The 23,817-nt window shown below is 47.9% G+C and carries 25 protein-coding genes; 11 read left to right on the top strand and 14 right to left on the bottom strand.

Going from position 1 to position 23,817, the window contains the following annotated elements; all coding sequences use genetic code 11:
- Positions 1 to 6 precede the first annotated feature (6 nt).
- Positions 7 to 1,257 (top strand): glycerophosphodiester phosphodiesterase family protein, encoded by a 1,251-nt coding sequence (locus D0C16_RS19040; RefSeq protein WP_151033821.1) that lies wholly within the window; start codon positions 7 to 9, stop codon positions 1,255 to 1,257.
- Between the two features lie 204 nt (positions 1,258 to 1,461).
- Here the strand turns inward: D0C16_RS19040 and D0C16_RS24085 are convergent, their stop codons facing one another.
- On the bottom strand, positions 1,462 to 1,599 hold the full coding sequence (locus tag D0C16_RS24085; RefSeq protein WP_191968553.1) for a hypothetical protein: 138 nt from the start codon (positions 1,597 to 1,599) through the stop codon (positions 1,462 to 1,464).
- An 86-nt stretch (positions 1,600 to 1,685) separates the two neighbouring features.
- Here D0C16_RS24085 and D0C16_RS19035 point away from each other — a divergent pair, with 86 nt between their 5' ends.
- The 3 genes from D0C16_RS19035 to D0C16_RS19025 all read left to right on the top strand — a co-directional run bounded on the left by D0C16_RS19035 (position 1,686) and on the right by D0C16_RS19025 (position 4,822).
- Positions 1,686 to 2,249: a GbsR/MarR family transcriptional regulator gene (locus tag D0C16_RS19035; RefSeq protein WP_151033820.1), complete on the top strand. Its 564-nt coding sequence runs from the start codon at positions 1,686 to 1,688 to the stop codon at positions 2,247 to 2,249.
- Positions 2,250 to 2,421: 172 nt separating this feature from the next.
- Entirely contained in the window at positions 2,422 to 3,792 is a 1,371-nt protein-coding gene (locus D0C16_RS19030) for a cytochrome ubiquinol oxidase subunit I (RefSeq protein ID WP_151033819.1), read from the top strand.
- Positions 3,793 to 3,802: 10 nt separating this feature from the next.
- Positions 3,803 to 4,822 (top strand): cytochrome d ubiquinol oxidase subunit II, encoded by a 1,020-nt coding sequence (locus D0C16_RS19025; protein ID WP_151033818.1) that lies wholly within the window; start codon positions 3,803 to 3,805, stop codon positions 4,820 to 4,822.
- 53 nt (positions 4,823 to 4,875) lie between these two features.
- Here D0C16_RS19025 and D0C16_RS19020 read toward each other — a convergent pair whose 3' ends face one another.
- The 5 genes from D0C16_RS19020 to D0C16_RS19000 form a co-directional block, all read right to left on the bottom strand.
- Positions 4,876 to 5,346 (bottom strand): hypothetical protein, encoded by a 471-nt coding sequence (locus tag D0C16_RS19020; RefSeq protein ID WP_151033817.1) that lies wholly within the window; start codon positions 5,344 to 5,346, stop codon positions 4,876 to 4,878.
- Positions 5,347 to 5,636: 290 nt separating this feature from the next.
- The gene (locus tag D0C16_RS19015) at positions 5,637 to 6,101 is read right to left on the bottom strand and encodes a DUF2721 domain-containing protein (RefSeq protein WP_151033816.1); all 465 of its coding nucleotides are present in this window, start codon (positions 6,099 to 6,101) and stop codon (positions 5,637 to 5,639) included.
- Complete coding sequence (locus tag D0C16_RS19010) at positions 6,101 to 6,400, bottom strand: HigA family addiction module antitoxin (RefSeq protein WP_151033815.1); 300 nt, start codon at positions 6,398 to 6,400, stop codon at positions 6,101 to 6,103. The genes D0C16_RS19015 and D0C16_RS19010 overlap by 1 nt, the downstream gene beginning before the upstream one ends.
- Positions 6,400 to 6,678, bottom strand: coding sequence for a type II toxin-antitoxin system RelE/ParE family toxin (locus D0C16_RS19005; RefSeq protein ID WP_151033814.1), 279 nt, complete (start codon positions 6,676 to 6,678; stop codon positions 6,400 to 6,402). Before D0C16_RS19005 ends, D0C16_RS19010 begins: the two co-directional genes overlap by 1 nt.
- Before the next feature lie 58 nt (positions 6,679 to 6,736).
- Positions 6,737 to 7,411 carry a GntR family transcriptional regulator gene (locus D0C16_RS19000; RefSeq protein ID WP_151033813.1) on the bottom strand — a complete coding sequence of 225 codons (675 nt, stop codon included), beginning with the start codon at positions 7,409 to 7,411 and terminating at the stop codon, positions 6,737 to 6,739.
- Positions 7,412 to 7,822: 411 nt separating this feature from the next.
- Here D0C16_RS19000 and D0C16_RS18995 point away from each other — a divergent pair, with 411 nt between their 5' ends.
- From D0C16_RS18995 to D0C16_RS18975, 5 genes are all read left to right on the top strand, one after another.
- Entirely contained in the window at positions 7,823 to 8,542 is a 720-nt protein-coding gene (locus D0C16_RS18995; protein ID WP_191968552.1) for an outer membrane protein OmpK, read from the top strand.
- A gap of 110 nt (positions 8,543 to 8,652) precedes the next feature.
- Positions 8,653 to 9,345 carry a cysteine hydrolase family protein gene (locus D0C16_RS18990; protein ID WP_151033811.1) on the top strand — a complete coding sequence of 231 codons (693 nt, stop codon included), beginning with the start codon at positions 8,653 to 8,655 and terminating at the stop codon, positions 9,343 to 9,345.
- A 112-nt stretch (positions 9,346 to 9,457) separates the two neighbouring features.
- Positions 9,458 to 11,044, top strand: a complete 1,587-nt coding sequence (locus tag D0C16_RS18985) for a regulator (protein ID WP_151033810.1) — start codon at positions 9,458 to 9,460, stop codon at positions 11,042 to 11,044.
- Positions 11,045 to 11,062: 18 nt separating this feature from the next.
- Entirely contained in the window at positions 11,063 to 11,767 is a 705-nt protein-coding gene (locus D0C16_RS18980) for a cysteine hydrolase family protein (protein WP_151033809.1), read from the top strand.
- A 41-nt stretch (positions 11,768 to 11,808) separates the two neighbouring features.
- A complete protein-coding gene (locus D0C16_RS18975; protein ID WP_225318763.1) occupies positions 11,809 to 12,165 on the top strand; it encodes a cupin domain-containing protein in 357 nt (118 codons plus the stop codon).
- Between the two features lie 50 nt (positions 12,166 to 12,215).
- On the opposite strand, the gene D0C16_RS18970 is transcribed toward D0C16_RS18975, so the two are convergent.
- From D0C16_RS18970 to yfcF, 5 genes are all read right to left on the bottom strand, one after another.
- The gene (locus D0C16_RS18970; RefSeq protein WP_151033807.1) at positions 12,216 to 12,773 is read right to left on the bottom strand and encodes a hypothetical protein; all 558 of its coding nucleotides are present in this window, start codon (positions 12,771 to 12,773) and stop codon (positions 12,216 to 12,218) included.
- Positions 12,774 to 12,843: 70 nt separating this feature from the next.
- Positions 12,844 to 13,266 (bottom strand): hypothetical protein, encoded by a 423-nt coding sequence (locus D0C16_RS18965; protein ID WP_151033806.1) that lies wholly within the window; start codon positions 13,264 to 13,266, stop codon positions 12,844 to 12,846.
- Positions 13,267 to 13,333: 67 nt separating this feature from the next.
- Positions 13,334 to 13,912: an HD domain-containing protein gene (locus D0C16_RS18960; RefSeq protein WP_151033805.1), complete on the bottom strand. Its 579-nt coding sequence runs from the start codon at positions 13,910 to 13,912 to the stop codon at positions 13,334 to 13,336.
- A gap of 195 nt (positions 13,913 to 14,107) precedes the next feature.
- Positions 14,108 to 14,953: a hypothetical protein gene (locus D0C16_RS18955; protein WP_151033804.1), complete on the bottom strand. Its 846-nt coding sequence runs from the start codon at positions 14,951 to 14,953 to the stop codon at positions 14,108 to 14,110.
- An 18-nt stretch (positions 14,954 to 14,971) separates the two neighbouring features.
- The gene (gene yfcF, locus D0C16_RS18950; RefSeq protein WP_151033803.1) at positions 14,972 to 15,598 is read right to left on the bottom strand and encodes a glutathione transferase; all 627 of its coding nucleotides are present in this window, start codon (positions 15,596 to 15,598) and stop codon (positions 14,972 to 14,974) included.
- Between the two features lie 111 nt (positions 15,599 to 15,709).
- Here yfcF and D0C16_RS18945 point away from each other — a divergent pair, with 111 nt between their 5' ends.
- Positions 15,710 to 16,423, top strand: a complete 714-nt coding sequence (locus D0C16_RS18945; protein WP_151033802.1) for a hypothetical protein — start codon at positions 15,710 to 15,712, stop codon at positions 16,421 to 16,423.
- On the opposite strand, the gene D0C16_RS18940 is transcribed toward D0C16_RS18945, so the two are convergent.
- The 3 genes from D0C16_RS18940 to D0C16_RS18930 all read right to left on the bottom strand — a co-directional run bounded on the left by D0C16_RS18940 (position 16,420) and on the right by D0C16_RS18930 (position 20,969).
- A complete protein-coding gene (locus D0C16_RS18940) occupies positions 16,420 to 17,727 on the bottom strand; it encodes a PepSY domain-containing protein (protein WP_191968551.1) in 1,308 nt (435 codons plus the stop codon). The genes D0C16_RS18945 and D0C16_RS18940 overlap by 4 nt on opposite strands.
- Positions 17,728 to 17,902: 175 nt before the next feature.
- Positions 17,903 to 20,263 carry a TonB-dependent receptor gene (locus D0C16_RS18935; protein WP_225318762.1) on the bottom strand — a complete coding sequence of 787 codons (2,361 nt, stop codon included), beginning with the start codon at positions 20,261 to 20,263 and terminating at the stop codon, positions 17,903 to 17,905.
- Positions 20,264 to 20,375: 112 nt separating this feature from the next.
- Positions 20,376 to 20,969 (bottom strand): GNAT family N-acetyltransferase, encoded by a 594-nt coding sequence (locus tag D0C16_RS18930; protein WP_225318761.1) that lies wholly within the window; start codon positions 20,967 to 20,969, stop codon positions 20,376 to 20,378.
- Positions 20,970 to 21,264: 295 nt separating this feature from the next.
- Here D0C16_RS18930 and D0C16_RS18925 point away from each other — a divergent pair, with 295 nt between their 5' ends.
- A complete protein-coding gene (locus D0C16_RS18925; protein ID WP_151033800.1) occupies positions 21,265 to 23,793 on the top strand; it encodes an ExeM/NucH family extracellular endonuclease in 2,529 nt (842 codons plus the stop codon).
- Positions 23,794 to 23,817 lie beyond the last annotated feature (24 nt).

The raw sequence follows: 23,817 nt of genomic DNA, 5'->3' as shown, positions 1-23,817 counted from the left end.
CTTTCCATGTTTAACCCCTTGCACCTGCTGGCCAGTGCCGCGCTGGTTTTGCTGATCCCACTCACCGCTGCCGCCCACAGCGACAGAGGCGAAAGTTATGCTAAAGGAGATAACAACAGCGCCAGTGTTCAGCTCGGCCCACGCCCGTTTTATTTAGTGAATGACATGGATGAAAGTTCACTTAAGAAAAAACTGCAAAGTTGCGCGAACGGCCCTTTTAAAAAAACCAACTTCTCTATTGGCCATCGCGGTGCTCCGCTGCAATTTCCCGAGCACACCAAAGAATCCTATGAAGCCGCCGCCAAAATGGGTGCAGGAATTTTAGAGTGCGATGTTGCCTTCACCAAAGACAAGCAGTTGGTATGCCGTCACTCGCAATGCGATTTGCACACCACCACCAATATTCTCGCCACTTCGCTTGCCAGCAAATGCAGCCAGAATTTTTCGCCATTTGACCCAGTGAGCGGTAAAGCCGCCAGCGCGACTTGCTGCACTAGCGATATCACTCTTGCGGAATTCAAATCCCTGCAAGGAAAAATGGATGCATTCAATCCTAAAGCCACTACCGTGGATGAATATTTAAAAGGTACCGCCAACTGGCGCACTGATTTGTACGCGAGCAAAGGTACACTTTTATCGCACAAAGAAAGTATCGAGTTGTTTAAAAAACTCGGTGTAAAAATGACCCCGGAATTAAAAACTGCCAGCGTACCCATGCCTTACAACGGCTACACCCAAGCTATGTACGCCCAGCAATTAATTGATGAATACAAAGCCGCCGGTGTAAAAGCGCGCGATGTGTGGCCACAATCATTCGACATTCAAGACATTCGCTACTGGATTCAAAATGAGCCGGAATTTGGCAAGCAAGCCGTGTATCTCGATGATGCCGACGTACCTGCAGATGTGCCAACAGCGGCCGAATTACAAATGTACGCCGATCAAGGTTTCAAAATTGTTGCCCCACCCATTTGGGTTTTATTGGCACTCGACAAAGACAACAAAATTGTTGCCTCTGACTACGCGCGCAACGCGAAAAAAGCCGGCCTGAAAATTATTACCTGGTCATTCGAGCGCTCCGGCCCATTAAAAAATGGCGGCGGCTGGTATTATCAAAGCGTCAACCCGGCAATCAACAACGATGGTGACATGATGGTGGCACTGGACGTACTGGCCAAAGACGTAGGCGTTATCGGAATATTTTCTGACTGGCCCGCAAGCGTGAGTTACTACGCCAATTGTATGAATTTGAAATAATCAGTTAAAAAAAAGCCCGGCAATTTGCCGGGCTTCCATTAAAAATAACAAGTACAGAAACATCAATTGAGCTTTGTTTTATATTCCTCTTCAATCCTATCGATCATCAAATCAATTAACGCCGCATCTCTGCTCAAACAAACATACTCTTCGTCCTCTTCAGGAAAAATAGTGTAGTGGCAGCCCAAAACTGGCTAGCACGTGCTAATGATAATCTCCCAATAAAGCAGTACCGCCCCAGATAGTCATAGCGATGACCACCAGCACATGACCCAACGCCACCAGATACAGCCAGCCCACCAGGTATTTACGCCTGCTTTTCTCCAGATCGCACCTGTTCATCTGCACCGCTTTTTTCATCCTTTTACTTGACCAGGATCAAATCATTCTGTAATTTCAGAATATACTGAAAATTCAGGAATTTCAAAATGCCAGAAAATCTCACCCCGATGATCCAATCCTGCATCCTCCACTTTGGCGAAATGGGCAGCCGCTGGGGGATCAACCGCACGGTGGGCCAGATGTACGCCTTACTGGTGCTGAGCAAAGAACCGCTGTGCGCCGACGACATTACCGAAGCTCTGGGGATTTCCCGCTCGAATGTAAGCATGGGATTGAAGGAATTAATGTCCTGGGAGTTGGTAAAACTCCAGCATCGCCCGGGTGAGCGCAAAGAGTTTTATTCCGCGCCGGGCGACGTGTGGGATATCGCCAAAACCTTGATTGAACAACGCCGCAAACGCGAGATTGATCCTACACTTTCCACACTGCGCAATTTGCTGATCGACACTCCGGCCAATGACGCCGAGGCTTACGCACAACATCGCATGCGCGAAATGCACGAGCTGATTGAAATGCTCACGCTCTGGACACAGGAAATCCAGCGCCTGGATTCCTCCCAACTGAGCAAACTACTCAAGCTCGGCAACAGCATCGGCAAAGTGCTGGACATGAAAGACCGTTTATTAGGCACAAACAAAACAACGAAGTGACCGTAGGTTGGGTCGGGTCGCGCAGTTTAGCAGCGAGACCGTAGGTTGGGTTAGATGCGAGTACAACGAGCACCGTAACCCAACATGACCATGTCACAACACGCACCGAAAACAGCTACAAAGTAATTCATCACCACACCAAAAGGATTTTCTAATTTCATCGAGGTACATCATGCTCGAACCCGCTGTAATAGACACACTTATCCTCTCTCGCATCCAATTCGCTGCCAATATTTCATTTCATATTTTATTTCCGTCGATCTCCATCGCCCTCTGCTGGTTTCTGGTGTATTTCAAATTGCGCTACAAAGGCGACGGCGACGATGTATGGATGCGCGCTTATCGATTCTGGGTAAAGGTATTTGCGCTCACCTTTGCAATGGGCGTAGTCAGCGGCATCACCATGAGCTTTCAATTTGGCACCAACTGGCCGGGCTATATGGAAACCGTGGGTAATATTGCCGGCCCTTTGCTCGGTTACGAAGTACTCACTGCATTTTTTCTGGAAGCCACATTTTTAGGGATTATGTTGTTCGGCATTAAGCGCGTCTCTAATCGCACACACACCATCGCCACTTTTCTGGTCGCGTTCGGTACCACCATGTCCGCGTTTTGGATTATTGCGCTCAATAGTTGGATGCAAACACCCGCAGGGTTTGAAATGCGCGATGGCAAAGCCTATCCGCTCGACTGGCTGGAAATTATTTTTAATCCTTCCATGCCCTATCGTCTCGCGCATATGTTGATAGCATCCGGCTTGACTGCGGCATTTTTAATTGCCGGCTTGTCAGCCTATCGTTTATTAAAAGGCGATCATAAGCCAGCACCCCGCCTCGCGTTAAAAACAGCGGTTGCTGCGGCAGCGATTTTAATTCCGCTGCAAATTTTCCTGGGCGACATGCACGGTTTAAATTCACTTAAATATCAGCCCGCGAAAATTGCCGCCGTTGAAGCCGTGTGGCACACCGAAAAAGGTGCACCGCTAGTGTTGTTTGCGATCCCGGATAAAGAAACCCAAAGCAACAAATTCGCGATTGAAATTCCCAACATGGCCAGCTTGATTCTCACTCATCATGCGGAGGGTGAAATAAAAGGTCTTAATGAGTTTCCCAATGCGCACCCGCCCGTCGCGCCAATGTTTTTTGGCTTTCGTATTATGGTGGGCATGGGTATGTTGATGTTGGCGGTCGCCTGGTGGGGCGCGTTTACTTACTGGCGCAAAAAAGAAATTCCGCCGCTGTTACTAAAGGTATTTGTAGGAATGACTTTCTCCGGCTGGGTTGCCACCCTTTCTGGTTGGTACGTCACTGAAATTGGTCGTCAACCCTGGCTAGTCACCGGCGTGCTAACAACCGCTGATGCCGTAACCAAAACACCAGCCACTAATGTGGGCACGTCCCTCGCGATTTATTTGTCGCTCTATGCGGTCTTGCTAATCGCCTATATACGCACACTCTTTTTGATGGCGAAAAAAGCGGTATTGGTGGACAGACCCGAAGAAATCGAAACCCTGCAAGATCAACTGCTCACCAAACCTGCCTAGGAGAAATGTCATGAACGAATTGACTCAATTAACTGGCGCAGCATTTTGGTTGCCAGTAATTTTTATCGGCTTAATGGGGCTCGCCTTTTTTATCTACGCAATTCTGGATGGTTATGACTTGGGTGTAGGAATCTTATTGCCTAACGATTCCGAAGCCCAGCGCGATACCATGATCGCCAGCATCGGCCCCTTTTGGGATGCGAATGAAACCTGGTTAGTATTGGGCATCGGCCTGTTACTCATCGCCTTCCCGCTCGCGCACAGCATGATTTTATTTCATTTGTATTTACCCGTTACCGTCATGCTCGCCGGACTAATTTTGCGCGGCGTCGCCTTCGATTTTCGCGCAAAAGCGCCCGCCGATCACAAAGACTTGTGGGATAAAGTGTTTAAAACCGGCTCGCTGCTAGCCACCTTGTCGCAGGGTTATATGCTCGGCCTTTATGTGATGGGGTTTGAACAAAGCCTCGCCAGCCACGCCTTTGCCGCGCTCAGCGCAATTTGCGTGACTGCCGGCTACACCTTCATCGGTGCGGCCTGGCTAGTGATGAAAACCGAAGGAGATTTACAAAAACGCGCCGCCTGGTGGGCGCGTCGCTGCGCCTGGTTAATGACACTCGGAATAGTTGCGGTTTCCATTGTGAACCCGCTGGTGAGCGATACCATTTTCAACAAATGGTTTGGCAGCCCGCTGTTTTTAATTTTATTAATTATTCCGGTGTTTTGTTTTGTGTTGCTGTTTATCGTTGACCGCTACCTGCGCTTATTCCCCTACGAAAAAGATTTCGGTTGCTGGATTCCTTTTGCCTCTGCCTGCATGATTTTTATGTTGAGTTTTATCGGCTTGGCCTACAGTTTCTTTCCTTTCGTGGTCCCGGCAAAACTCGACATCTGGCAAGCAGCCAGCGCACCGGAATCATTAATGTTTATTTTATACGGCGCGGTAGTGGTATTACCCACCATCATCATTTACACCATTTTTTCCTACCGGATTTTTTGGGGTAAAGCGACTCAGTTGAAGTACTACTAAGTGAGGCTGCCCCCAAAACCCGGGTTTGGGGGCATTATTTCATCGTCAAAAAATTAAAATTTGTACCCAACCGACAGTTCCAAATCAATTCTGATCCCGTCCTCGGTCAACGTAAAATTGGAATTGCTATATTGTTTTTCAAACTCACCCACAGACAGGCCTGTGGAAACATTCCAACCGGACTCCCAAAGCCAGATATAGCCCGCACCAACACCATAACTTTTACGCTCATACGAATCAAAATAAGCACCCTGCTCATAGTCGTCATAACTATTGTCCTTATATTGGCTCCAATACACACCATAGAAAACAGAATCTTCATTGGCATGCATGTAGCGTTTAATCGATAGGTTACCCGGAACACCTAACCCAAGGCTCCATTTACCTTTTTGAATTTCAACACCCAACAAACCGGTGTAAGGCGATACCCCGAGCTTTCCATTAAATGAAAAATCACTACTAACTTCCTCTGCACACACGTTTACAGCCAGCAAACATAACGCAACACCAAATACCTTTCCCAATCTACTATTCCTCTATTTTTTAATGATCCAATTATTTATTTTCAAGATTATTGACCTCAAGTAATCACAATAGATTTACCGTGAAAAGTCGTCTTTCTGCCTAATCATTTTCCGCAAGTTTTTTAGCTTTGTCGGATTAATTTCACGATACATAATCTCTGCACCATCTTCCAACTTTCCGTAAATAGGCAACAATTCGGTCAATCCTTCAAATAACCATTGTACCGGAACTGCATTCGGACCACCTGAATAAGGCTTCGCCTCCAACGCAGCACATGCTTTTTCTCTTTTTATTCCGCGCGCGTAATCACATGAATTCGCACGGTGCGCGTGGCCAAATGTACTTCGCGCAAAAAGTACGCGAGCCCCACAATTAATGTGAGCGTGGATGCCGTAAACAATGCGCTGATTAGCCATTTGAATTCCACCTGCAGCAGCACTTGTAAAAAGATTACGGCAACCACAACACACACCAGTAAGGCAGAACAGGTACAGGCGGTAATCGCGAGACTGGCGTAGTGGCGGCGCCGTTCGAGGCGGTTTAACTCTTTGGGTAATTCAGGGGAATCTTGTAAATGCGCCGGTAACGGCTGCTCGGTAAGACTACGGCCGCGATCAATAATACGCGCGAGGCGACCTGCCACCACATTGAGCAACCCAGCAATACCCGTCAATAAAAACACCGGTGCTAATGCGAGCTGGATAGCATGGGCAATATCACCAAAATTGGTGGCAACTACTGCGGTTGAACTCATTAACTGGCCACCTTCAAGTCAAATGGGCGAACGTTATATTCCTTTTTATACTGTCGCGCCCACCATAAGTCGTAAGCATTCTGCAATTTTAACCAATGATCGGCAGAGGGCTCGGCAAACGCCATTTCCAAGCGCACAGCCATTTCCGGGGTAATGGCACCGCGGCCATTAATTACTTTGGAAAGGGTTTTGCGGCTGATATCCAAATTTTCTGCCACCTGGGTTAATGTCAATCCCAATGGATCAAGCATTAACTCTTTCAGAATTTCACCGGGATGGGCCGGATTATGCATAGCCATTAGTGATAATCCTCATAATTAACCAATTCAACGTTGATACCGACAAACCGAAAGGTCACTCGCCAATTTCCATTCACAAACACCGACCAGACCCCTTTCATATCACCTTTGAGCTCATGCAAGCGTAACCCAGGCAAATTCATGTCCGAAGGCTCGGCTGCGCAGTCAAGATTGGTAAGAATCAATTGTAATCGGCGCGAGTGCGCCGCCTGAATGCCGGAGAGACTTCCTGACCGGTAAAAACGCTCAAGTCCTTTGTGCTTGAATGAAATAATCATATTCCCTCATTGTAACCCCAAAGGTTACACAGTCAATCCATAGTTAATAATTAAAACCTTAAGCCTTATGCCGCTTGATCGCCTGCTGCAACTGGCTGAGGGTTACGCTGCGCGCAAGGTCCTGGCTTTTGCGGATGTGTTTGGTCATGGCTTTGCGCGCTTGGGTTTTATTTTTTTCGCGGATTAATTGGCAGATGGAAAAATGTTCTTCGCAGGTTTCAATCACCGATTGGCGATCCGGAAACCCTAACCGACGCAAAATACGGATATTGTTGTTGATGTCGCGCAGGTAATTGGCGAGCACCGGGTTGCCGCTGCCAATCGCGATACCGATATGAAAGGCTTCTTCGCGCGCTTTGATTTCTTCCATATCCAACTCGTCATCCAAACGCTCAGCATTCCAATCTTCCTGCAAACCGTCCAAATCGTCGTCGTTCATATGGTCGCACGCGAGCTCAACGGCACTCGCCTCCAGCATGATCCGCACATCGTAATATTGACTAATGGTTTCAATATCCACCGAGCGCACGAAGCAGCCCTGCTTGGGCATGATGGTGATTTGACCTTCAGTCTCCAAGCGTTGTAACGCCGCGCGTACTGGCGTTCGGCTCACTTGAAAATCCTCGGCGATTTCCGATTCGGTAATACGCGTACCCGGGTAGATTTCGAAATCGATAATCTTTTTCTTGAGCTGGTCATACACCAGTTGTGCGGCTGATTTGGGGGTAGTCAAAACACCTGCTCCAATTGCGGATTTGCGCCCGTGGCGCGCCTTTATTGCATGGTAGGCGAGCCCCAAGACCTTGTAAACAAACCCCGCACTCCCCGCCCACTGCCGCCCGCATTTCGCTCCGTTGCGGTGCACAGACAAGTACAGCGCTGCGTTTTGGCGCTTACTTCCATTCACCTCTGCTACTCACCCGATATCACCGAGAGAAATAAATTGCTCGCTAATTCAATAAGTTAATAGCTCAAAGAAGATCGATTTTTGTGCTGGCACAGCTTATGCAGAACCCAACGTTGTATACAACAATGTTCTAAAACAAGAACTTTTGAGGATGCAACCATGCCCAGCTTGAAGACCGCCACCCGTTTCGTTGCAAGTTTCATTGATGTTTGTTCTCGAGGTTTACGCCGGAGCCTTATGGCTGCCGGCGTTTTTTTTCTCGCCACCACCGCTTCATTTGCCCAGGCCGATGCGCGCTGGAGCAGCACCAATTTGCAGTATCACTACGGCACGGATTACGAGCTGGGCGATGAAGAGCGCACGCTGATTACCCTGGAGCACGCCAGCGGCTGGAAATATGGCGATAACTTTTTCTTCGTGGATATCACCAACCCGGACCGCACCGGCACGCTGACACAAACGTCCTGGTATGGCGAAATTTCGCCGCGCCTTAGTTTCGGAAAGATGACCGGCAAAGATTTATCGGCCGGCATCATTCAGGATGTTCTGCTCACCAGCACCATGGAAATGGGTGAAGGTTTTCACACTTACCTTTATGGCGTGGCGGTGGATTTAAAACTGCCCAAATTCAATTTTTTCCAAATCAATTGGTATGTGCGTAACGAAGTGACTTTCGGCACAGATCTGGGTCAGCAAATCACCTTGGCATGGGGAATGCCCTTTGAAATAGGCAAAGCCAAATTCAGCTTTGAAGGCTTCTTTGATTACGCCTGGGACGTTGGCCCCAGCGAAGACAACATAGTCACTCAACCGCGCTTATTGCTGGATGTCGGCTCGCTATTTGATTCACCCGGGGTATTTCAAGCAGGCATTGAATACCAAATATGGAAAAACAAATTCGGCATCGATGGTGTTGACGAAAGTTTTCCCGAACTGATGGTGAAATGGATCTTTTAGCGCTGCACCGACGCAACAGCCACGCGCGACAAAACTGTGATGCGAAAAAATTCAGCTCGCAAATTTTTCCGACTCACCGTGAAATTTTCATCGCCCAATGAGACAAGCCAATGATTAGTTTGAGCGCACAACCCGAAGCCATTGATTTATCGCTCGCGCAAACCGCACTGGTGATTATTGATATGCAGCGCGACTTTCTAGAACCGGGTGGCTTCGGTGCGAGCCTCGGCAATGATGTGAGCCTGTTGCGCACAGCCATTGCGCCTTGCCAATCATTGCTCGCTGCCGCGCGCGCCATGGGCATGTTGGTCATTCACACACGCGAAGGTCATTTACCGGATTTAAGTGATGCACCACCCGCAAAAATTATGCGCGGTAAACCGGAGCTGCGCATCGGCAGTATCGGCCCCATGGGGCGCGTGCTGGTGCGCGGTGAGCCGGGCCATGGAATTATTCCGGAACTCGCGCCCGTGACTGGCGAAATCATTATTGATAAGCCGGGCAAGGGTGCGTTTTATCGCACTGAATTAAATGATGTATTGAAAGAACAGCGCATCGAAAATTTATTGGTCTGTGGTGTAACCACTGAAGTCTGCGTGCACACCACGGTGCGCGAAGGCAATGATCGCGGCTATCGCTGCGTAGTCGTTGGTGATGCCTGCGCGTCTTATTTTCCCGAGTTCCACCGTGTCGCCCTGGCGATGATTCCGGCCCAGGGCGGCATTTTTGGCTGGGTGAGTAATAGCACTGCGGTTGTTGCAGCGCTATCGCCCAAACGCATGTCCACCGCTACAACGCCTTAATCACTGCCAAACAATTCCAACCGTACTTTTTTAAAAAAATTGCGAAAAAAAATTGCAAAAATATTAATCGTTATCCCTGCTAGTAAACCTACGAATAGGAGAGGACAAGACCATGAACAGCCCCATTAACCACGTAAAATTCTGGAAGCCCGGCGACTGGAATGCGCTTTTCGGGTTTGGCACCAACATTCTGGTAAACCTGTTGGTACTTACGGGGCTGCTGCGTTTTGTGCTGCAAATGCCCGACGATGTTGTATTCGGCCGCATTCTTCCCGCCGTGGGTTTAATGATGTGTTTGAGCACACTCTATTACGCTTACCTCGCCTACAAATTAGCGAAAGAAACCGGACGCACCGATGTGTGCGCTTTGCCATCCGGTATCAGCGTGCCACATATGTTTGTGGTGGTGTTTGTGATTATGTTGCCCATATCACTCACCACTGGCGACCCCATTAAAGGCTGGGAAGCGGGTTTAACCTGGGTGTTTGTGCAAAGTTTTGTGTTGATGATCGGTGGATATATCGCACCCTACATTCGCAAAATAACCCCGCGCGCCGCATTACTGGGAACACTTGCCGGCGTGTCGATTGCATTTATTTCGCTGCGCCCCGCATTGGAAATGTTTATGACTCCGGTGATTGGCGTAGTGTGCTTTGCCATTATTTTATTAAGCTGGTTTGGTGGTGTGCGCTACTTTAAAGGCATTCCCGCAGGATTAGTTGCCATAGCCGTAGGAACTTTAATCGCCTGGAGTTCAACCGCACTGGGTTTAAATTTTGGCGGATTGAGTTTGGAAAAACTCACGCAGTCACTCACCAGTTTTGGTTTTGCGGTGCCCATTCCCGCAGTGGGCCACGTATTTTCCGGGTTTGAATTTATCGGCATTATTTTAGTGACCGCGATTCCGTTCGGCATTTACGATTTAGTTGAGGCCATGGACAACGTCGAGAGCGCTGCCGTCGCCGGTGATAGCTACCCAACCACTCGTGTGCTCACTGCCGATGGAGTGATTAGTTTGGTCGGCTGCTGTATGGGCAATCCGTTTATTAATGCGGTGTATATCGGTCACCCCGGCTGGAAATCCATGGGCGGCGGCATTGGTTATTCTGCCGCAACCGGTATTTCGGTTTTAGCACTGTGTTGGCTTGGGATTATCGCGGTATTTTCCTCCGCAATTCCGCTCGTCGCTATTTCACCCATTCTGCTCTACATCGGCATGCTAATCGGATCGCAAGCCTTTCAAGAGAGCCCCAAATCCCACGCGCCTGCCATTATTGTTTCGCTAATGCCTCATCTCGCTGCTTGGGGTAAATTGCAAATTGATAATGTGTTGGGCGCGGCGGGAACCAACGCGGCCACGGTGGGAATCGACAAGCTTGCGCAAAACGGTGTGCTCTATGAAGGATTATCCGTATTGGGTGGCGGCGCCATTCTGGGTGGATTAATGCTTGGCGCCATTACCGCATTTATTATCGATCGCAGTTTTATCAAAGCAGGATTATTTGCCTGCGCAAGTTCGGTACTCACCTTCTTCGGCTTAATGCACGGTGAAGCCATTGGCATCGCGGAGTCACCTACGGTCGCATTTGCCTACCTCGCCGTCGCCGGCGTGCTATTCGCTTGCGCGAAATTCAGTGTGGTTTCGACTAAAGCACCGGAAGAACATGAAAGCCACGAAGCAATCGAACCTGCACACTAAGCAAATCAAGGAGCAATTATGACGAGCTTTAACGATTATTCTCCGCGCTATCTGAATAGTACGCCCTACAAATGGCCCTACGATGGCGACCTGCAACCGGACAATACCGCGCTGATAATTATCGATATGCAAACGGATTTTTGCGGTAAAGGCGGTTATGTAGACACCATGGGTTACGACATTAATTTAACGCGTGCCCCCATTGAACCGTTACGTAAATTATTGCCGGCGATGCGCGCCGCCGGCTTTCACATTATTCACACCCGCGAAGGGCACCGACCTGACCTCGCCGATCTGCCCGCCAATAAACGTTGGCGCTCGCGTCAAATCGGCGCGGGCATTGGCGATGCGGGTCCCTGCGGAAAAATTTTAATTCGCGGCGAACCCGGCTGGGAAATTATTCCGGAACTTGCGCCCATCGAAGGAGAAATTATTATCGACAAACCCGGTAAAGGTTCCTTCTACGCCACTGATCTGGAAATGGTTCTGCATTTGCGCGGCATTAAAAATATTATTCTCACCGGCATCACCACCGATGTCTGTGTACACACCACCATGCGCGAAGCCAATGATCGCGGTTTTGAATGTGTACTGCTTGCCGATTGCTGCGCGGCCACTGACCCGGCCAACCACAACGCGGCAATTGCCATGATCCATATGCAAGGCGGCGTATTTGGTGCAGTCGCAACATCCACTGAGTTACTAGCGGCACTGGCGAAATAAGTACGCGTTTACGCGTGGTGGGTTAACTGCAGGAGATGAGCGTGGAAAAAAATCTGGTGTGGAAAAATTTAATCAACAGGAACTTTGATGACCCCGAATGGCAGTGGCAAGATTTCCGCGAAGGCGTCGATATTTTACCCCTGCACGGCGACCCCAGCCAGGGCTGCTCTTCCGCCCTACTACGCTATCACCCAGGCGCGCAGATTCCACGCCACCTGCACGTAGGTACAGAATTTCTATTCATTCTACGCGGCAGCCAACGCGACGAGCGCGGCGAATACCACACCGGCACCTTCCTCATTAACCCCACTGACACCAGCCATGAAATTGTCAGTGAAGAAGGTTGCGTGGTATTAGCTGTGTGGGAAAAACCGGTGCGGTTTATTAAGGCGGGGTAAAAGATACAGCTGCGCAAATTGTCGAGTACCAAGCATGCGTGCTGTTATGATCAGCGTAGCTTAGATTGTAATTTCTGTATTTCCGAATCTAAGTCGTTAAGCTCTTTTGGTACTTCAATTTTTGACGAAGAATCACTATTGGGTAAAGGGGTAAAGACCCCAAAATTTAGCGTATTAACTTTTATAGAAATGTACGCAAGTAAACCATTCTCGCCCTCCCCAAGCATGATAGATTTATAATTCAAATATGGTTCATAATGAGTCAGCCAACCCAACTTAGCTGTGGGTTTAGAGTTTGGCAATGAAGTTAGCCCTATGTGTGATATTGATTCAATCGCATAAGGATATTTTTCAAATGTTGATATAGTTATCCAGTCAGAAACATCATTAACAAAAAATATTTCTATTGCTCCCGCCTTAAAAACACAATGCAATACATTTTCAACATACGGCCGATTACATTTTGATGGCTTTCCAACAATAGGCTCCACCTGTTCCAAAGACTTGCCAGCTATTGACTTGAAATCAATTAGTAATGGATCGGCCAATGTATTGAAAGCCAAAAATGATACTATAAATATTAAATTTTTCATTTCTATTATTTTCATAAAATATGAATACGGCGATAAATTGTAAAATGTAACTGCGATCTGCTTTTGAGCAGTAACTCTCCAGACTTTAACTTAGCTTACTCAAAGCAAGCGACCAATTAGGCAATAGTATTTTTAGTTGAGCGATTAATCCTTCACCACCAAATGTAATTGTGTTTTCGTGCGACCAGTAAATTAACCAATCAAACTCCCCGTTTACAACGACCAATTCAGAATAGCCATAACCAAACTCAAAGGAGCTGAATTGTAGCTCTTCTGACTCCCCCACTTCCCGCCAACACCTAATATTTAGTGGGCACTGGGCTTCCATAAATTTTTGAAAACAACCTTCAGGCAATATTGGTTCTAATAAACTTCCATCAAAAGCAAGCACATCCTTTCTTGAAATTGGATGCAGAGGATAGAAATAGTAACCAGACCAACCCCAGACACTTTTAATTTTAGCCAACAACGAATTTGCTTGTTCGGTGCTTAGAGATTTTCTATCCATATTAGCTTTATACCGTGTACATACGATCCAGCACACGAAGTGCTTAACCATAACCATTTGTTAAATATTACTTTAGAATACCCTCAGCTTCTGCGACTTTAAGTTTTTTCCTTAAATTTTCCCAAACTTGCTCACTTCCCTTAGCAATTCTGCTATTAATACTGTAAACCTGTTCAGGCGAAACATTATTATCTTTCCAACTATGTCCATTACCGTATAAGTTATGGAGCAACGGAGGTATACGATCAATAGACTTAGCGTAAATTGCGTCTGGCGTAATGCCTTCTTCAAACTCCCGCCAAAGGAGCAATAACTCTTCAGCTAAATGATCAGGCAGAAGACCAAATACTCTTTGAGCGCCGACCGCCTCTAGCTCTTTAATTTCCTTGGTTTCACCAGCATAGATAATCGTGTCGCCCGCATCTATTTCACCTAAATCGTGAATAAGCAGCATTTTAATAACGCGATCAATGTTGATCTCGAAATTTGCGTATTCCTTAAAAAGCAAAGCCACCAAACAAACATGCCAGCTATGCTCGCCAGAGTTTTCATAACGGTTTAAGCCAACTGGCTTGGTTTTACGAATTACATTCTTAAGTTTTTCAATTTCAACAATAAAGGAAAATATTTCATCGATCTGATTCATATGTTTGCTCCTGCTTGCACATTTAACAAATGAGATGCTCCCTTACCACGAATGTGTGTGCCGGGGCATTTGTTATGCACGTAAACTATCAACTAGTTTTCCTGGCATGCAACCACTTAAAGCAGATTGGACGGCATTGCCAAACATTGCGATAATTGAAAATGTATTATTGGGCATAACCACCCAATCTACTTGCTAAACGAAATTAGCCGTCCGCAGCTCAAAGTATTCAAGCACCTTCTCGTACCTACTCTCTAACTCCAAGCACTTGCTAGCTTTATGCTGAAGTATTTGTTCTTTTGTGAACCCTAGTGCAAGTTGATATTGTTCACCCCAAAAATCTTTATTTTGTGAAAAGAATTTCTTATAGAATTCAGCCCCCAAATAATCAATATAAAAATTATCATTTTCTTGATAAAGCATTTCAAGACAACTTTTAGCGCACCTTCGATTGGCATCTTGATATAAATCCATTGGACTCGATTGCAATAAATCCAGCAGATAAGCTACGCAAATTGACCCCACGGAGATTCTTCCTAACTTTGCCTTTTGCTCCTCCTTATATGCGTTGGCAACTACAGCCCCATATATTTCACAGCCATTTCTCTCCCATCCCCAAGAGATTTCCATACCCCCTCTTAACGGTTGCTTTTGCGCCAATCCAAGAAAGCAGAAAATGCCCGCATACATAAATATTTCATGTACAGCTGAAATTGATAGTTTTCTGTGATCATTATCAACAGAAGTGTACAGAACCATTCCATCGGACCACCGTTGGATTACACAATTAGCCTTTTCCACTGCGTCCGATTGCTCTTTCGTATAAAAATTACTTATTTCAGTTGATCTTCGATATTGTTTGGACAAAAGCTCGAAGTTGTCATGAAGGTTTTTAATATGACCGACTGAATTTCCTACCGAGCTTTCGAATTTCTGATATGAAGCAAGATCTGTAACCTCTGGAACTAGACCCTGCCCAAGTAAAGTATTTTTTTGTCCCAGCAAGTCAATAAAGCATGCGGCAAAATTTTTTATATCCATGTATTAACCTCAAGGCTGCTAGCACGGCGGACGCTGTTTATTGACCCACAATTGCACCGAGGGGCGCTGCCATTGTTCATTGGCATAGGCTGCGAGATGCTCTGGCACTGGGTCGCCGTGGATCATTAATCGTTGCAGCATTACCGCCAAATCCATATCAGCAATGCACCAATCGCCAAACAAATTTTTCTGCCCGGGCTTCAACAAAGTATTGGCAACGGAAAATAATTTATCTACTGCGACTAACGCTTCAGCTGAGAGCGGCTCGTATTTCTTGCCATAAAAAATAACTTCTGTCGGGCGTAGTTTGCGCAGCGCAAGCAGGTCACTGCGAATCCATGCCTGGATTTGGCGCGCTTGGGCTTTGGCTTTTTTATCGCGCGGGAATACCGGATTTTCAGGAAAGGTGTCTTCCAGGTATTCGCAAATAGCGGAGGATTCAGACAAGGAAAAATCACCGTCAACCAATGATGGCACGCGCTGGGTGCGCGATTGCTTACTGAATTCCGGCTGTTTATTTTCGGCAGCATCCAGATTAATGGAAATTAATTCGGCGGCTATCCCTTTTTCCTGCAACACCACAAAACAGGCCATAGCCCAAGGGCTGGCATAGTGGGAATCAACATAAAGCTTAAACTCTGACATAGTATTTCCCTTGGTTTACTCTAGTATTAGTGCAGCAGCGGTGTGCGCTGCAAACCTATTCCACACCTGTACAGTGAACCTTTTACCACAGTTTTATCAATAGGAAAATTCATGCCTCTGAAAGCTCTTGCCAGCCTATGCCTAGTTGCTCTACTCAGCGGCTGTTACTACCTGCAAAGTACCGTTATTCCCATACAAGCCATCCATTACCCGCACCAAGCGGCAACGCAGGAACAAAAGCAGCTAAAACAATTAATGGTATTGCTCCCCGGCATTGGCGATAGGGCTAGCGCATTTGACAAGCATGGCGTGATTGAGATGATTCGCGCTGCCTACCCAACGATGGACATAGTCGCGGTAGAAGCTCACGTTAAATATTACTCGGCGCGCACAATTATCGTGCGACTGCGACAGGACATTATTAAACCCGCGCTCGACGCGGGCTACAGTGAAATTTATTTAGGCGGGATTTCAATGGGCGGCATAGGCTCATTGTTGTATTTGAAAAACTACCCGGATGACATCAGCAAAATATTTATTCTTGCACCCTATCTCGGCGATCCGCAAGACTACAACTACCTCATTGAAAATACGGCCCCGACTCAGCCACCACGCGATGTAAACTTGTGGCCCTGGTTAACGCAACTACCCGACGCCACTAAAAATAAAATTTATCTCGCTTATGGAAACAACGACAAATTTGCTATTCCCAATACATTATTGGCAAGACAATTACCGCCAGAGCACACAGTAACCCAAGCGGGAAAACATAACTGGAAAACCTGGATTCAATTGTGGCCGCAGTTACTTAAAAATGTGCATTAATCGTTAGCCAACCCTAACCAAAGACTGACACCGCGCAACCGACGCAGCACAAGGAACTCTAGCGCTAGAAGCGCTACCAGTGAGATTGCCAATAACGGCAAAAGGATTGCCAAACCCAGGGTAATCGCGATTACTGAAAAGCCAACCCGCACCGGCATTATCGGGGGAGCACCCAGCACTGAATCCGGTTTACGTTTGCGCCATAAAATAAATCCGCTGACACTGATTAGAATTAATCCCGCACACGTCAGCACACCCAACAGCAAATTAAACCAGCCAAATAAATATCCTTCGTGTGCGGCTATACCAACACCAATGGCTTTATCGATCATCTTTTTCTCGGCAAAGCCGGATTGCTTTTCAATATTGCCCTGACTGCTGATCCAGACATCCATGCGCTGCGGGCGATTTTGCGTTTGCGATGATACTTTCCAGCGATTAAACATAGGTTCGGCAATACTGAGTTCTACCGGCGGGGCCAACTGCAATGTTTGAGCGGTGGCTAAAATTTCCGGGGTCAGGTTAAACTCAGCGCTTGCCTGTGCGCGCCCGTGCTGGTGTTCTTGTGCGCGGCTTTGAGTCCAATCTTGCTGTTGCGAAAAATCTATTGCGCGGACTTCTTTTAACGCGGCGCCCCAGACCAACGCCCAAGGCAATCCGGTAATTAATAAAAACAATGCGAGTGAAGAGATCCAAATTCCGGTAACGGCGTGCAGGTCGCGCCAAAAAGTACGCTTGCCTTCGCGCAGACGCGGATAAATAACACCAGCCATTCCGTTGGCATTGCGTGGCCACCACAAATACAAACCGCTGACGATTAATACAATCGCCCAGCAGGCCGCCAGCTCAACCAGAATTGATCCTGTTGTGCCAAGCAGCAATTCGCCGTGAATGGTTTTTACAATATTCATTAATTGCCAACTGTTTTCTTGCTTGCCGACCACAGCGCCCGTGTAAGGATTTACAAATACTTGCCAGCTACTTTCCGCTTGCACATTGATCAATACTGATTCATTGGTATGTTGCGGCAGGCGATAGCTGAGAAATTTTCCATTGGGAATTGCGTTAAGTGCCGCTTGTATTTGTTCGTTGGTGGTTAATTGTTCGCCATTAACAGTTAAATTATGGAATTGGCTTTCTTGCCAGCGTTCATAATAAGGTTTGAATAAATAAATGGCGCCGGTAATGGAAAGCAAAATCACAAAAGGGATACTGAAAATGCCGGCGTAAAAATGCCAGCGCCAGATGGTTCGATATAGGGCGCGACTGTTATTAGTATTGGCTAACAGGGTTGATGTATTCATTTTATTCACGCCTTTTTAACGTGCTCCGAATACGTTTACCGCGACGGGGATTCATTTCAAAAACGCATTAATACATCCATGTAGCTCCGTGGCGGCATCCATGCCTTTACGGTTTTGAAATGAATCCCCGTCACGGCAAACTCGAATCGTAGAAATTTATTAGCTAGTGGTTTATTTATAAATCATAAGACAGACTTAAGTAATAACTCCTACCCGGCCATGGGTGCGCCACATAACTTTCTTCATTGGTTAGGTTATCAATACCAAAACTGGCTTCGAGGTTATCCGTAAGGTCGTAACTGGTTTTAACACCAAGACGCGTGTAGCCATCCTGTGCGCCCATGACTTGCTCTGCGGTGTCGGTATTATCCAGGCGACCAAAACTTTTATCCGCGTATTGCAGATTAGCGCTTAAATCCCAGCGATCTGTAGCGTGATAAGTGGCCATGAGGTTGCCGCGCCAACGCGGCATGCGCGGATAGTTATTACCTTCAATGCTTTTAACAGTTGCCGGGTTATTGGCCTCCACCGTGGAGTTATCAGTGATGACAGATTTGGTGTAAGCAAGGTTGAAACGCAAATCCAACTCAGGGACCAATAAACCATAGCGATTTAAAATCAGCTCTACGCCATCAGTTTGCACCTCATCCACCGACGAAAAGGTTGTTACCGAGGGAACCGTGGAGCCACTCGGTAAAAAAGTGGTTTGCGATTCAATCGCATCCTGAATAGTTTCAGTAAAAATATTGATGCGCAGATAACCGGACTCCAGTTGCTTTTCCACCATCAGGTTGTGATGCAAACCGTTTTCCGGTTTTAAATCCGGGCGCGCCTGCACGACCGACGAATAGTTTTGGCTTTGGGTAAATAATTCTTCCACTACCGGGAAGCGATAGGCTTTGGCTAAGGAGTAACGCACCAACCACTCATCAGCGGGAACATAACCGAGTGAAAATTTGGGTGAGAATTGATTGCGATCTGTGTCGGCCAGGTCAACTAATTCAAATGCAGTCGTTGTGGGATTTTTGCGGCTGAAGTAACCGTTTTTACTTTCCCATTGCTCATAACGTCCACCCAGAGCAAGATCCCAACGCTCACTAATATCCCAATTCATTTGTGCAAATACTGCTGCAATGTCTGTGTCGCCACCGCTGCGACTGGTGTAACCAGCGTTATCGCCCTGCCTCCAATTAGTCGAATTAAATACATCCAGATTTAATTCATAGGCTTCGTAGCGTGCGCCAGTAATGAATTCAATTCCTTCTGTACCAAAGTCGGAAAATACCAATTTCCCTTCCAGAGTTTGCCAACCGGTATCGTCATAATTAGTGGTTTGGCCAGCGCCTTTAAACAACGGATCTTGCAACGCGTGGCTGGATGCACGCGAGTTGTCTTCCAGGATTCGAAAATCACTGAGATTGGCTTCAAAGCGCGCAGATTCGGTGAGATGGCCTTTAATACGCAGACCGGTAGATAAACTGCGACGATCCAGCTCACTGGCACCCAAGCGGGCAGCAGGAATGGTTATCCATAAATTATTTTCCGTAAAATTTCCGGACCAGAGCCTATCGCCGTTTGCATTTTTAATATAGCTGTTGGTCGCATCGCGCAAAGTGTTGCGATCTTCATAAGCGACATTAAGCAGCGCTGACCAATCGCCAAAGTCATAGCCCAATTTAATTTTATAGTTGTCGGTTGTGGCTTGCTCAACACCGGTATCACCAAAATAATAAGCTGGTTTTCCAAAAACATCTTTGTCGGCAATTAATCCGGTAACCGGGATCGCTTTGGCAAATTGTTGTTGGACTTTAGCATCGCTATGATTTTTATCCTGATCAAAATAATAAGACTGCGGCTGACTGTCGTTTTCCAAACGATTGTAGGAAAAATAAATACTTAAATCACCAAGCTTATCGCCGTAAGACAAAAACGTTTTGTAGCCGTTGAGTTGATCGTTAAAACCATAGGCAGAAAAATCTTGGGAGAAATAATCCAGGTCCACATGTACTTCGCGCTTTTGCGGAATCGCGGTTTCAATAAGCACCACACCGCCCATGGAATTGCCACTGTATTCAGCTGAAAAAGGCCCGTAGAGAATTTCTACCTGCGCAATTTCACTCGCACTTACCATGGTCCAGCGCGGGGCGCCGCTCCAGCGGGTTTGCAATAAATAATGCAGCGGCACACCATCGGCAAATACCATGGAGCGCGCAGTGGCAAACATATTGGAACCACGCAGGCCGAGGGTGCCGTTGGAGTCACCAATGTAGCGTTTGCGAATCACTATGCTGGGTTCGTATTTCACCAGGTCTTCGGTGGTGGAGCTGTTAATCGCCACCATGTCTTCCTGGGTCAATAAACTGGAAGGATTGGTATAACCGGCGCTGGCACTGTCGCGCGCCTCGCCCCAGACTTTCACCTCTTCAACATCTGGCGGGTTTTGGTTGCGCTTTTTTTTCAGCACTTCGTCGTGTGCCATAGCGCCGGCACTCAGGTTGGCCAGCACTATGGCGACCACCAGGGTTAGTCGTCTCACCGAATTGCCCCTCAATCTTTTTTTAATGGATTTTGGGGCAGCAGGGTAGGAGTTTTAGCGCGCGAGCAACAGTGACAAATTGTCGCAGGCGGCCGCGTGTACTCTGTCGCGGCTAATCCAACCAGCGGCGCATAGCAGGAATGTGGGAGTAACCCGCGCGCAAATCGGCAAGGGAATCCCCCATGATTTCGTCCGGGCAGTTAGGCAAGGGGGCGATGCGCAGCAGATACTCTTTGGGCGCATTGTGCGGATCGCGATCCAGCGGCGTTACAAAGGACTTCACCGGCAGCGCGCCAATGTCGCGCGCAAAGCTATCAAACAGCGACCAGGACACCGTGTTTTTAATCGCGATGGCAGTAACCATCCGCGTGCAATGCAGGCAGTCCGCCTGTTCCACTAACCAATGCAGCATGCGTTTGCCCAGGCCGTGCTCACGCCATTGCGGTGCAACGACTACCTGCCACACAAACAAGGTATGGGGTTCACTGGGCGGGCAGTAGGCGGAGACAAACCCCACCAAATCGCCATCATCAAAGGCGGCCGCCGAGGTTTTGGCAAAGTGACCGCACTGCAACAGGGTGCATTGCACGGAATTGCCATCCAGCAAGGGGGTAGTGGCAAGCAGGCGATTTAGATCATCGCCATCGGTGGGAAGGGGGTGGCGCAATTCAATCTTATCGAACAAAAGATCGTTTCTGGCGTTCATAAAAACCTCCATACGGCGTCTTTGTCTACACAGATGCAGACTTTCAGATCACATAGTTATCGTTCATTCAGGGATGATCCCAAATAGTAAGGGGAGTAGTTCCGACCCTGCTCATTCCGACAAGGTTCCCGATCTTTACACTTCTAATAGATTGAATCGCTATAGCAACCAGGGCTGGCAATTGCCGCCCCGAAGTCATCAAAACATCACGAAACCGACCAATTCCCGCCACAGCGCCGTAACATTAGGTGCCTAAGCTGCGCCCCACGATAACCAATACCCTGGGGAGCCAGCCATGACATTCCGCCCTTTAAAAACCCTCCATCAACCCTTGGCCATTGCCATCGCGAGCCTTTGCGCCCTGCCCGCCAGCGCCGATTTGTATTTCTCGGAATACGTAGAAGGCAGCAGCAATAACAAAGCGCTGGAGATTTATAACAGCAGCAACAGCGCGGTGAGCCTGAGCAACTACAAGGTGGAGATGTATTTCAACGGCAGTACTACCACCGGCCTGACCATCAACCTCACTGGCAGCATCCCCGCACAAGGCGTGTTTGTGCTGGCCCACGGCAGCGCCAGCACCACCATTCTTGCCACTGCTAACCAAACCAACAGCGCCGGCTGGTACAACGGCGACGATGCGATTGTGCTGAAAAATGGCAACACAATTATCGACAGCATCGGCCAGGTGGGCGTTGACCCGGGCGCTGAGTGGGGTACGGGTTTAACCAGCACACAAGACAATACCCTACGCCGCAAAACCTCCACCACCACCGGCGATGTGACTATCAGCAATGCATTCGATCCGGCCGCAGAGTGGGAAGGCTATGCGCAAGACACCTTCGATCACCTCGGTACTTACCAAGGCAGCAGCAATGGTGGAGGCAACACAGGTGGGGGCAATACTGGTGGTAATACTGGCAACTGTGGTCAGGCAGCGACATTGATCAGTGCAGTACAAGGCAGTGGTGCCAGCAGCCCGCTGGTCGGTAACACCCTTAGCATCGAAGCCATAGTGGTTGCCGATTACCAAAATGCCAATCAACTGGGTGGCTTCTTTGTTCAGGAAGAAGATGCGCAGACTGACAGCAATGCGCAAACGTCAGAAGGGATTTATATCGCGAGTACCAGCGCCGTCAATGTCGGTGATCGCGTACGTATCAGCGGTAGCGTGGCGGAAACCTTTGGCGTAACGCAACTCGCGAGCGCTACTGTCACTGTATGTGCCAGCGGACAAACCCTGCCAACGCCTGCCAATGTTTCTTTACCCGTTGCATCCCTGGATAACTTCGAAACTATTGAAGGCATGTCAGTTGCAATCTCACAAACACTCACCGTCAATGAAACCTATCAATTGGGTCGTTACGGCCAGGTATTACTCGCCAATGGTCGCCTGCAAACGCCGACCAATATTGTTGAGCCGGGCCCGGCGGCCAGCGCACTGCAAACACAAAATAATTTGAATAAGTTGATGATGGATGACGCAAGCAATCTGCAAAATCCTGACCCGGTAATTTTCCCTGCGCCCGGTTTGTCGGCGGAAAATACCTTACGCAGTGGCGATACTGTTGCGAATTTGCAAGGTGTGATCACTTACGATTTTGGTGTGTATCGCCTATTACCCACGAGCACACCGAACTTTATTCACACTAACGCACGCCCACTCTCCCCCATAACAGATTCAGCCGCGAATTTAAAAATCGCCAGCTTTAACGTGCTGAATTTTTTCAACGGTAATGGTACGGGCGGTGGTTTCCCAACCTCACGCGGCGCCAATACGGCGGCGGAATTCGCTCGCCAGAAGGCGAAAATTGTTAGCGCGTTGGCAGGCCTGAATGCCGACGTAATTGGCCTGATTGAAATTGAAAACGATGGCTATGGTAGCACCAGCGCCATCGCCGAATTAACCGCGGCATTGAACACCGCAACCGGCAGTAGCGCGTGGAAATTTGTGAACCCCGGCCGCAACAAAATTGGCTCCGATGAAATTGCGGTGGGATTCGTTTATCGCAGTGACAAGGCCTCAGCGATTGGTAATGCAGCAATTCTTGATTCAAGTATCGATTCACTATTTATCGACACCAAAAATCGCCCGGCACTGGCGCAAAGTTTCCGTGTTAATAGCAACCGCGCCGTCGCCACCGCCGTCGTTAACCATTTCAAATCCAAGGGCTCGGATTGTAACGATCTCGGTGATCTCGATATCGGCGATGGTCAGGGCAATTGCAATATCACTCGCACCCAGGCAGCTGCCGCACTGGTGAATTGGTTGAACACCAACCCCACCGGCGTAAATGATCGCGATTATTTAATCATCGGCGATTTAAATGCTTACGCCAAAGAAAATCCCATTACCAAAATTATTAACGGCGGTTACACCGACCTGATTAATAAATTTGGTGGCAGCAGCGCTTACTCCTATGTGTTTGACGGTCAGTCCGGTTATCTCGATCACGGCCTCGCCAGCGATGCATTAACACCACAGGTATTGTTTGCGGCGGATTGGCATATCAACGCCGACGAACCCATCAGCCTGGATTACAACACTGAATTTAAATCCGCAGTACAACTTAACAGTTTCTATTCCGCGGATGCCTATCGCTCATCTGATCACGACCCATTAGTCGTTTCATTGAAACTGGTATTGGATTTGGATGGCGACGGCGACGTGGATAAAAACGATGTGCAAATCGTTACCAATGCGCGCGGCGCAATTCCAACCGCATTTGACCAACGCGATGTGAATGGTGATGGAGCCATCAACGCACTGGACACTCGCGCATTGACTTTGCAATGCACGCGCACGGGCTGCGCAACCAACTAAGACTCTATTGAAATATTTTTTGCG

It is taken from the genome of Cellvibrio sp. KY-GH-1, assembly GCF_008806975.1.
Classification (GTDB): domain Bacteria; phylum Pseudomonadota; class Gammaproteobacteria; order Pseudomonadales; family Cellvibrionaceae; genus Cellvibrio.
The sequence above is the reverse complement of the archived record's forward strand: the minus strand, read 5'-3'. Positions and strand labels throughout refer to the sequence as shown.

Excerpts from the sequence above, each read along its gene's own strand:
- D0C16_RS18925 (WP_151033800.1), top strand. The coding sequence starts at position 21,265 with ATGACATTCCGCCCTTTAAAAACCCTCCATCAACCCTTGGCCATTGCC.
- D0C16_RS19035 (WP_151033820.1), top strand. The coding sequence starts at position 1,686 with ATGCCAGAAAATCTCACCCCGATGATCCAATCCTGCATCCTCCACTTT.
- D0C16_RS18945 (WP_151033802.1), top strand. The coding sequence starts at position 15,710 with ATGCCTCTGAAAGCTCTTGCCAGCCTATGCCTAGTTGCTCTACTCAGC.
- D0C16_RS18970 (WP_151033807.1), bottom strand. The coding sequence starts at position 12,773 with ATGAAAATAATAGAAATGAAAAATTTAATATTTATAGTATCATTTTTG.
- D0C16_RS18965 (WP_151033806.1), bottom strand. The coding sequence starts at position 13,266 with ATGGATAGAAAATCTCTAAGCACCGAACAAGCAAATTCGTTGTTGGCT.
- D0C16_RS18955 (WP_151033804.1), bottom strand. The coding sequence starts at position 14,953 with ATGGATATAAAAAATTTTGCCGCATGCTTTATTGACTTGCTGGGACAA.
- D0C16_RS19040 (WP_151033821.1), top strand. The coding sequence starts at position 7 with ATGTTTAACCCCTTGCACCTGCTGGCCAGTGCCGCGCTGGTTTTGCTG.
- D0C16_RS18940 (WP_191968551.1), bottom strand. The coding sequence starts at position 17,727 with ATGAATACATCAACCCTGTTAGCCAATACTAATAACAGTCGCGCCCTA.
- D0C16_RS19015 (WP_151033816.1), bottom strand. The coding sequence starts at position 6,101 with ATGAGTTCAACCGCAGTAGTTGCCACCAATTTTGGTGATATTGCCCAT.
- D0C16_RS19005 (WP_151033814.1), bottom strand. The coding sequence starts at position 6,678 with ATGATTATTTCATTCAAGCACAAAGGACTTGAGCGTTTTTACCGGTCA.
- D0C16_RS19030 (WP_151033819.1), top strand. The coding sequence starts at position 2,422 with ATGCTCGAACCCGCTGTAATAGACACACTTATCCTCTCTCGCATCCAA.
- D0C16_RS24085 (WP_191968553.1), bottom strand. The coding sequence starts at position 1,599 with ATGAACAGGTGCGATCTGGAGAAAAGCAGGCGTAAATACCTGGTGGGC.
- D0C16_RS18985 (WP_151033810.1), top strand. The coding sequence starts at position 9,458 with ATGAACAGCCCCATTAACCACGTAAAATTCTGGAAGCCCGGCGACTGG.
- yfcF (WP_151033803.1), bottom strand. The coding sequence starts at position 15,598 with ATGTCAGAGTTTAAGCTTTATGTTGATTCCCACTATGCCAGCCCTTGG.
- D0C16_RS18930 (WP_225318761.1), bottom strand. The coding sequence starts at position 20,969 with ATGAACGCCAGAAACGATCTTTTGTTCGATAAGATTGAATTGCGCCAC.
- D0C16_RS19025 (WP_151033818.1), top strand. The coding sequence starts at position 3,803 with ATGAACGAATTGACTCAATTAACTGGCGCAGCATTTTGGTTGCCAGTA.
- D0C16_RS18995 (WP_191968552.1), top strand. The coding sequence starts at position 7,823 with ATGGCTGCCGGCGTTTTTTTTCTCGCCACCACCGCTTCATTTGCCCAG.
- D0C16_RS18990 (WP_151033811.1), top strand. The coding sequence starts at position 8,653 with ATGATTAGTTTGAGCGCACAACCCGAAGCCATTGATTTATCGCTCGCG.
- D0C16_RS19010 (WP_151033815.1), bottom strand. The coding sequence starts at position 6,400 with ATGGCTATGCATAATCCGGCCCATCCCGGTGAAATTCTGAAAGAGTTA.
- D0C16_RS18960 (WP_151033805.1), bottom strand. The coding sequence starts at position 13,912 with ATGAATCAGATCGATGAAATATTTTCCTTTATTGTTGAAATTGAAAAA.
- D0C16_RS18980 (WP_151033809.1), top strand. The coding sequence starts at position 11,063 with ATGACGAGCTTTAACGATTATTCTCCGCGCTATCTGAATAGTACGCCC.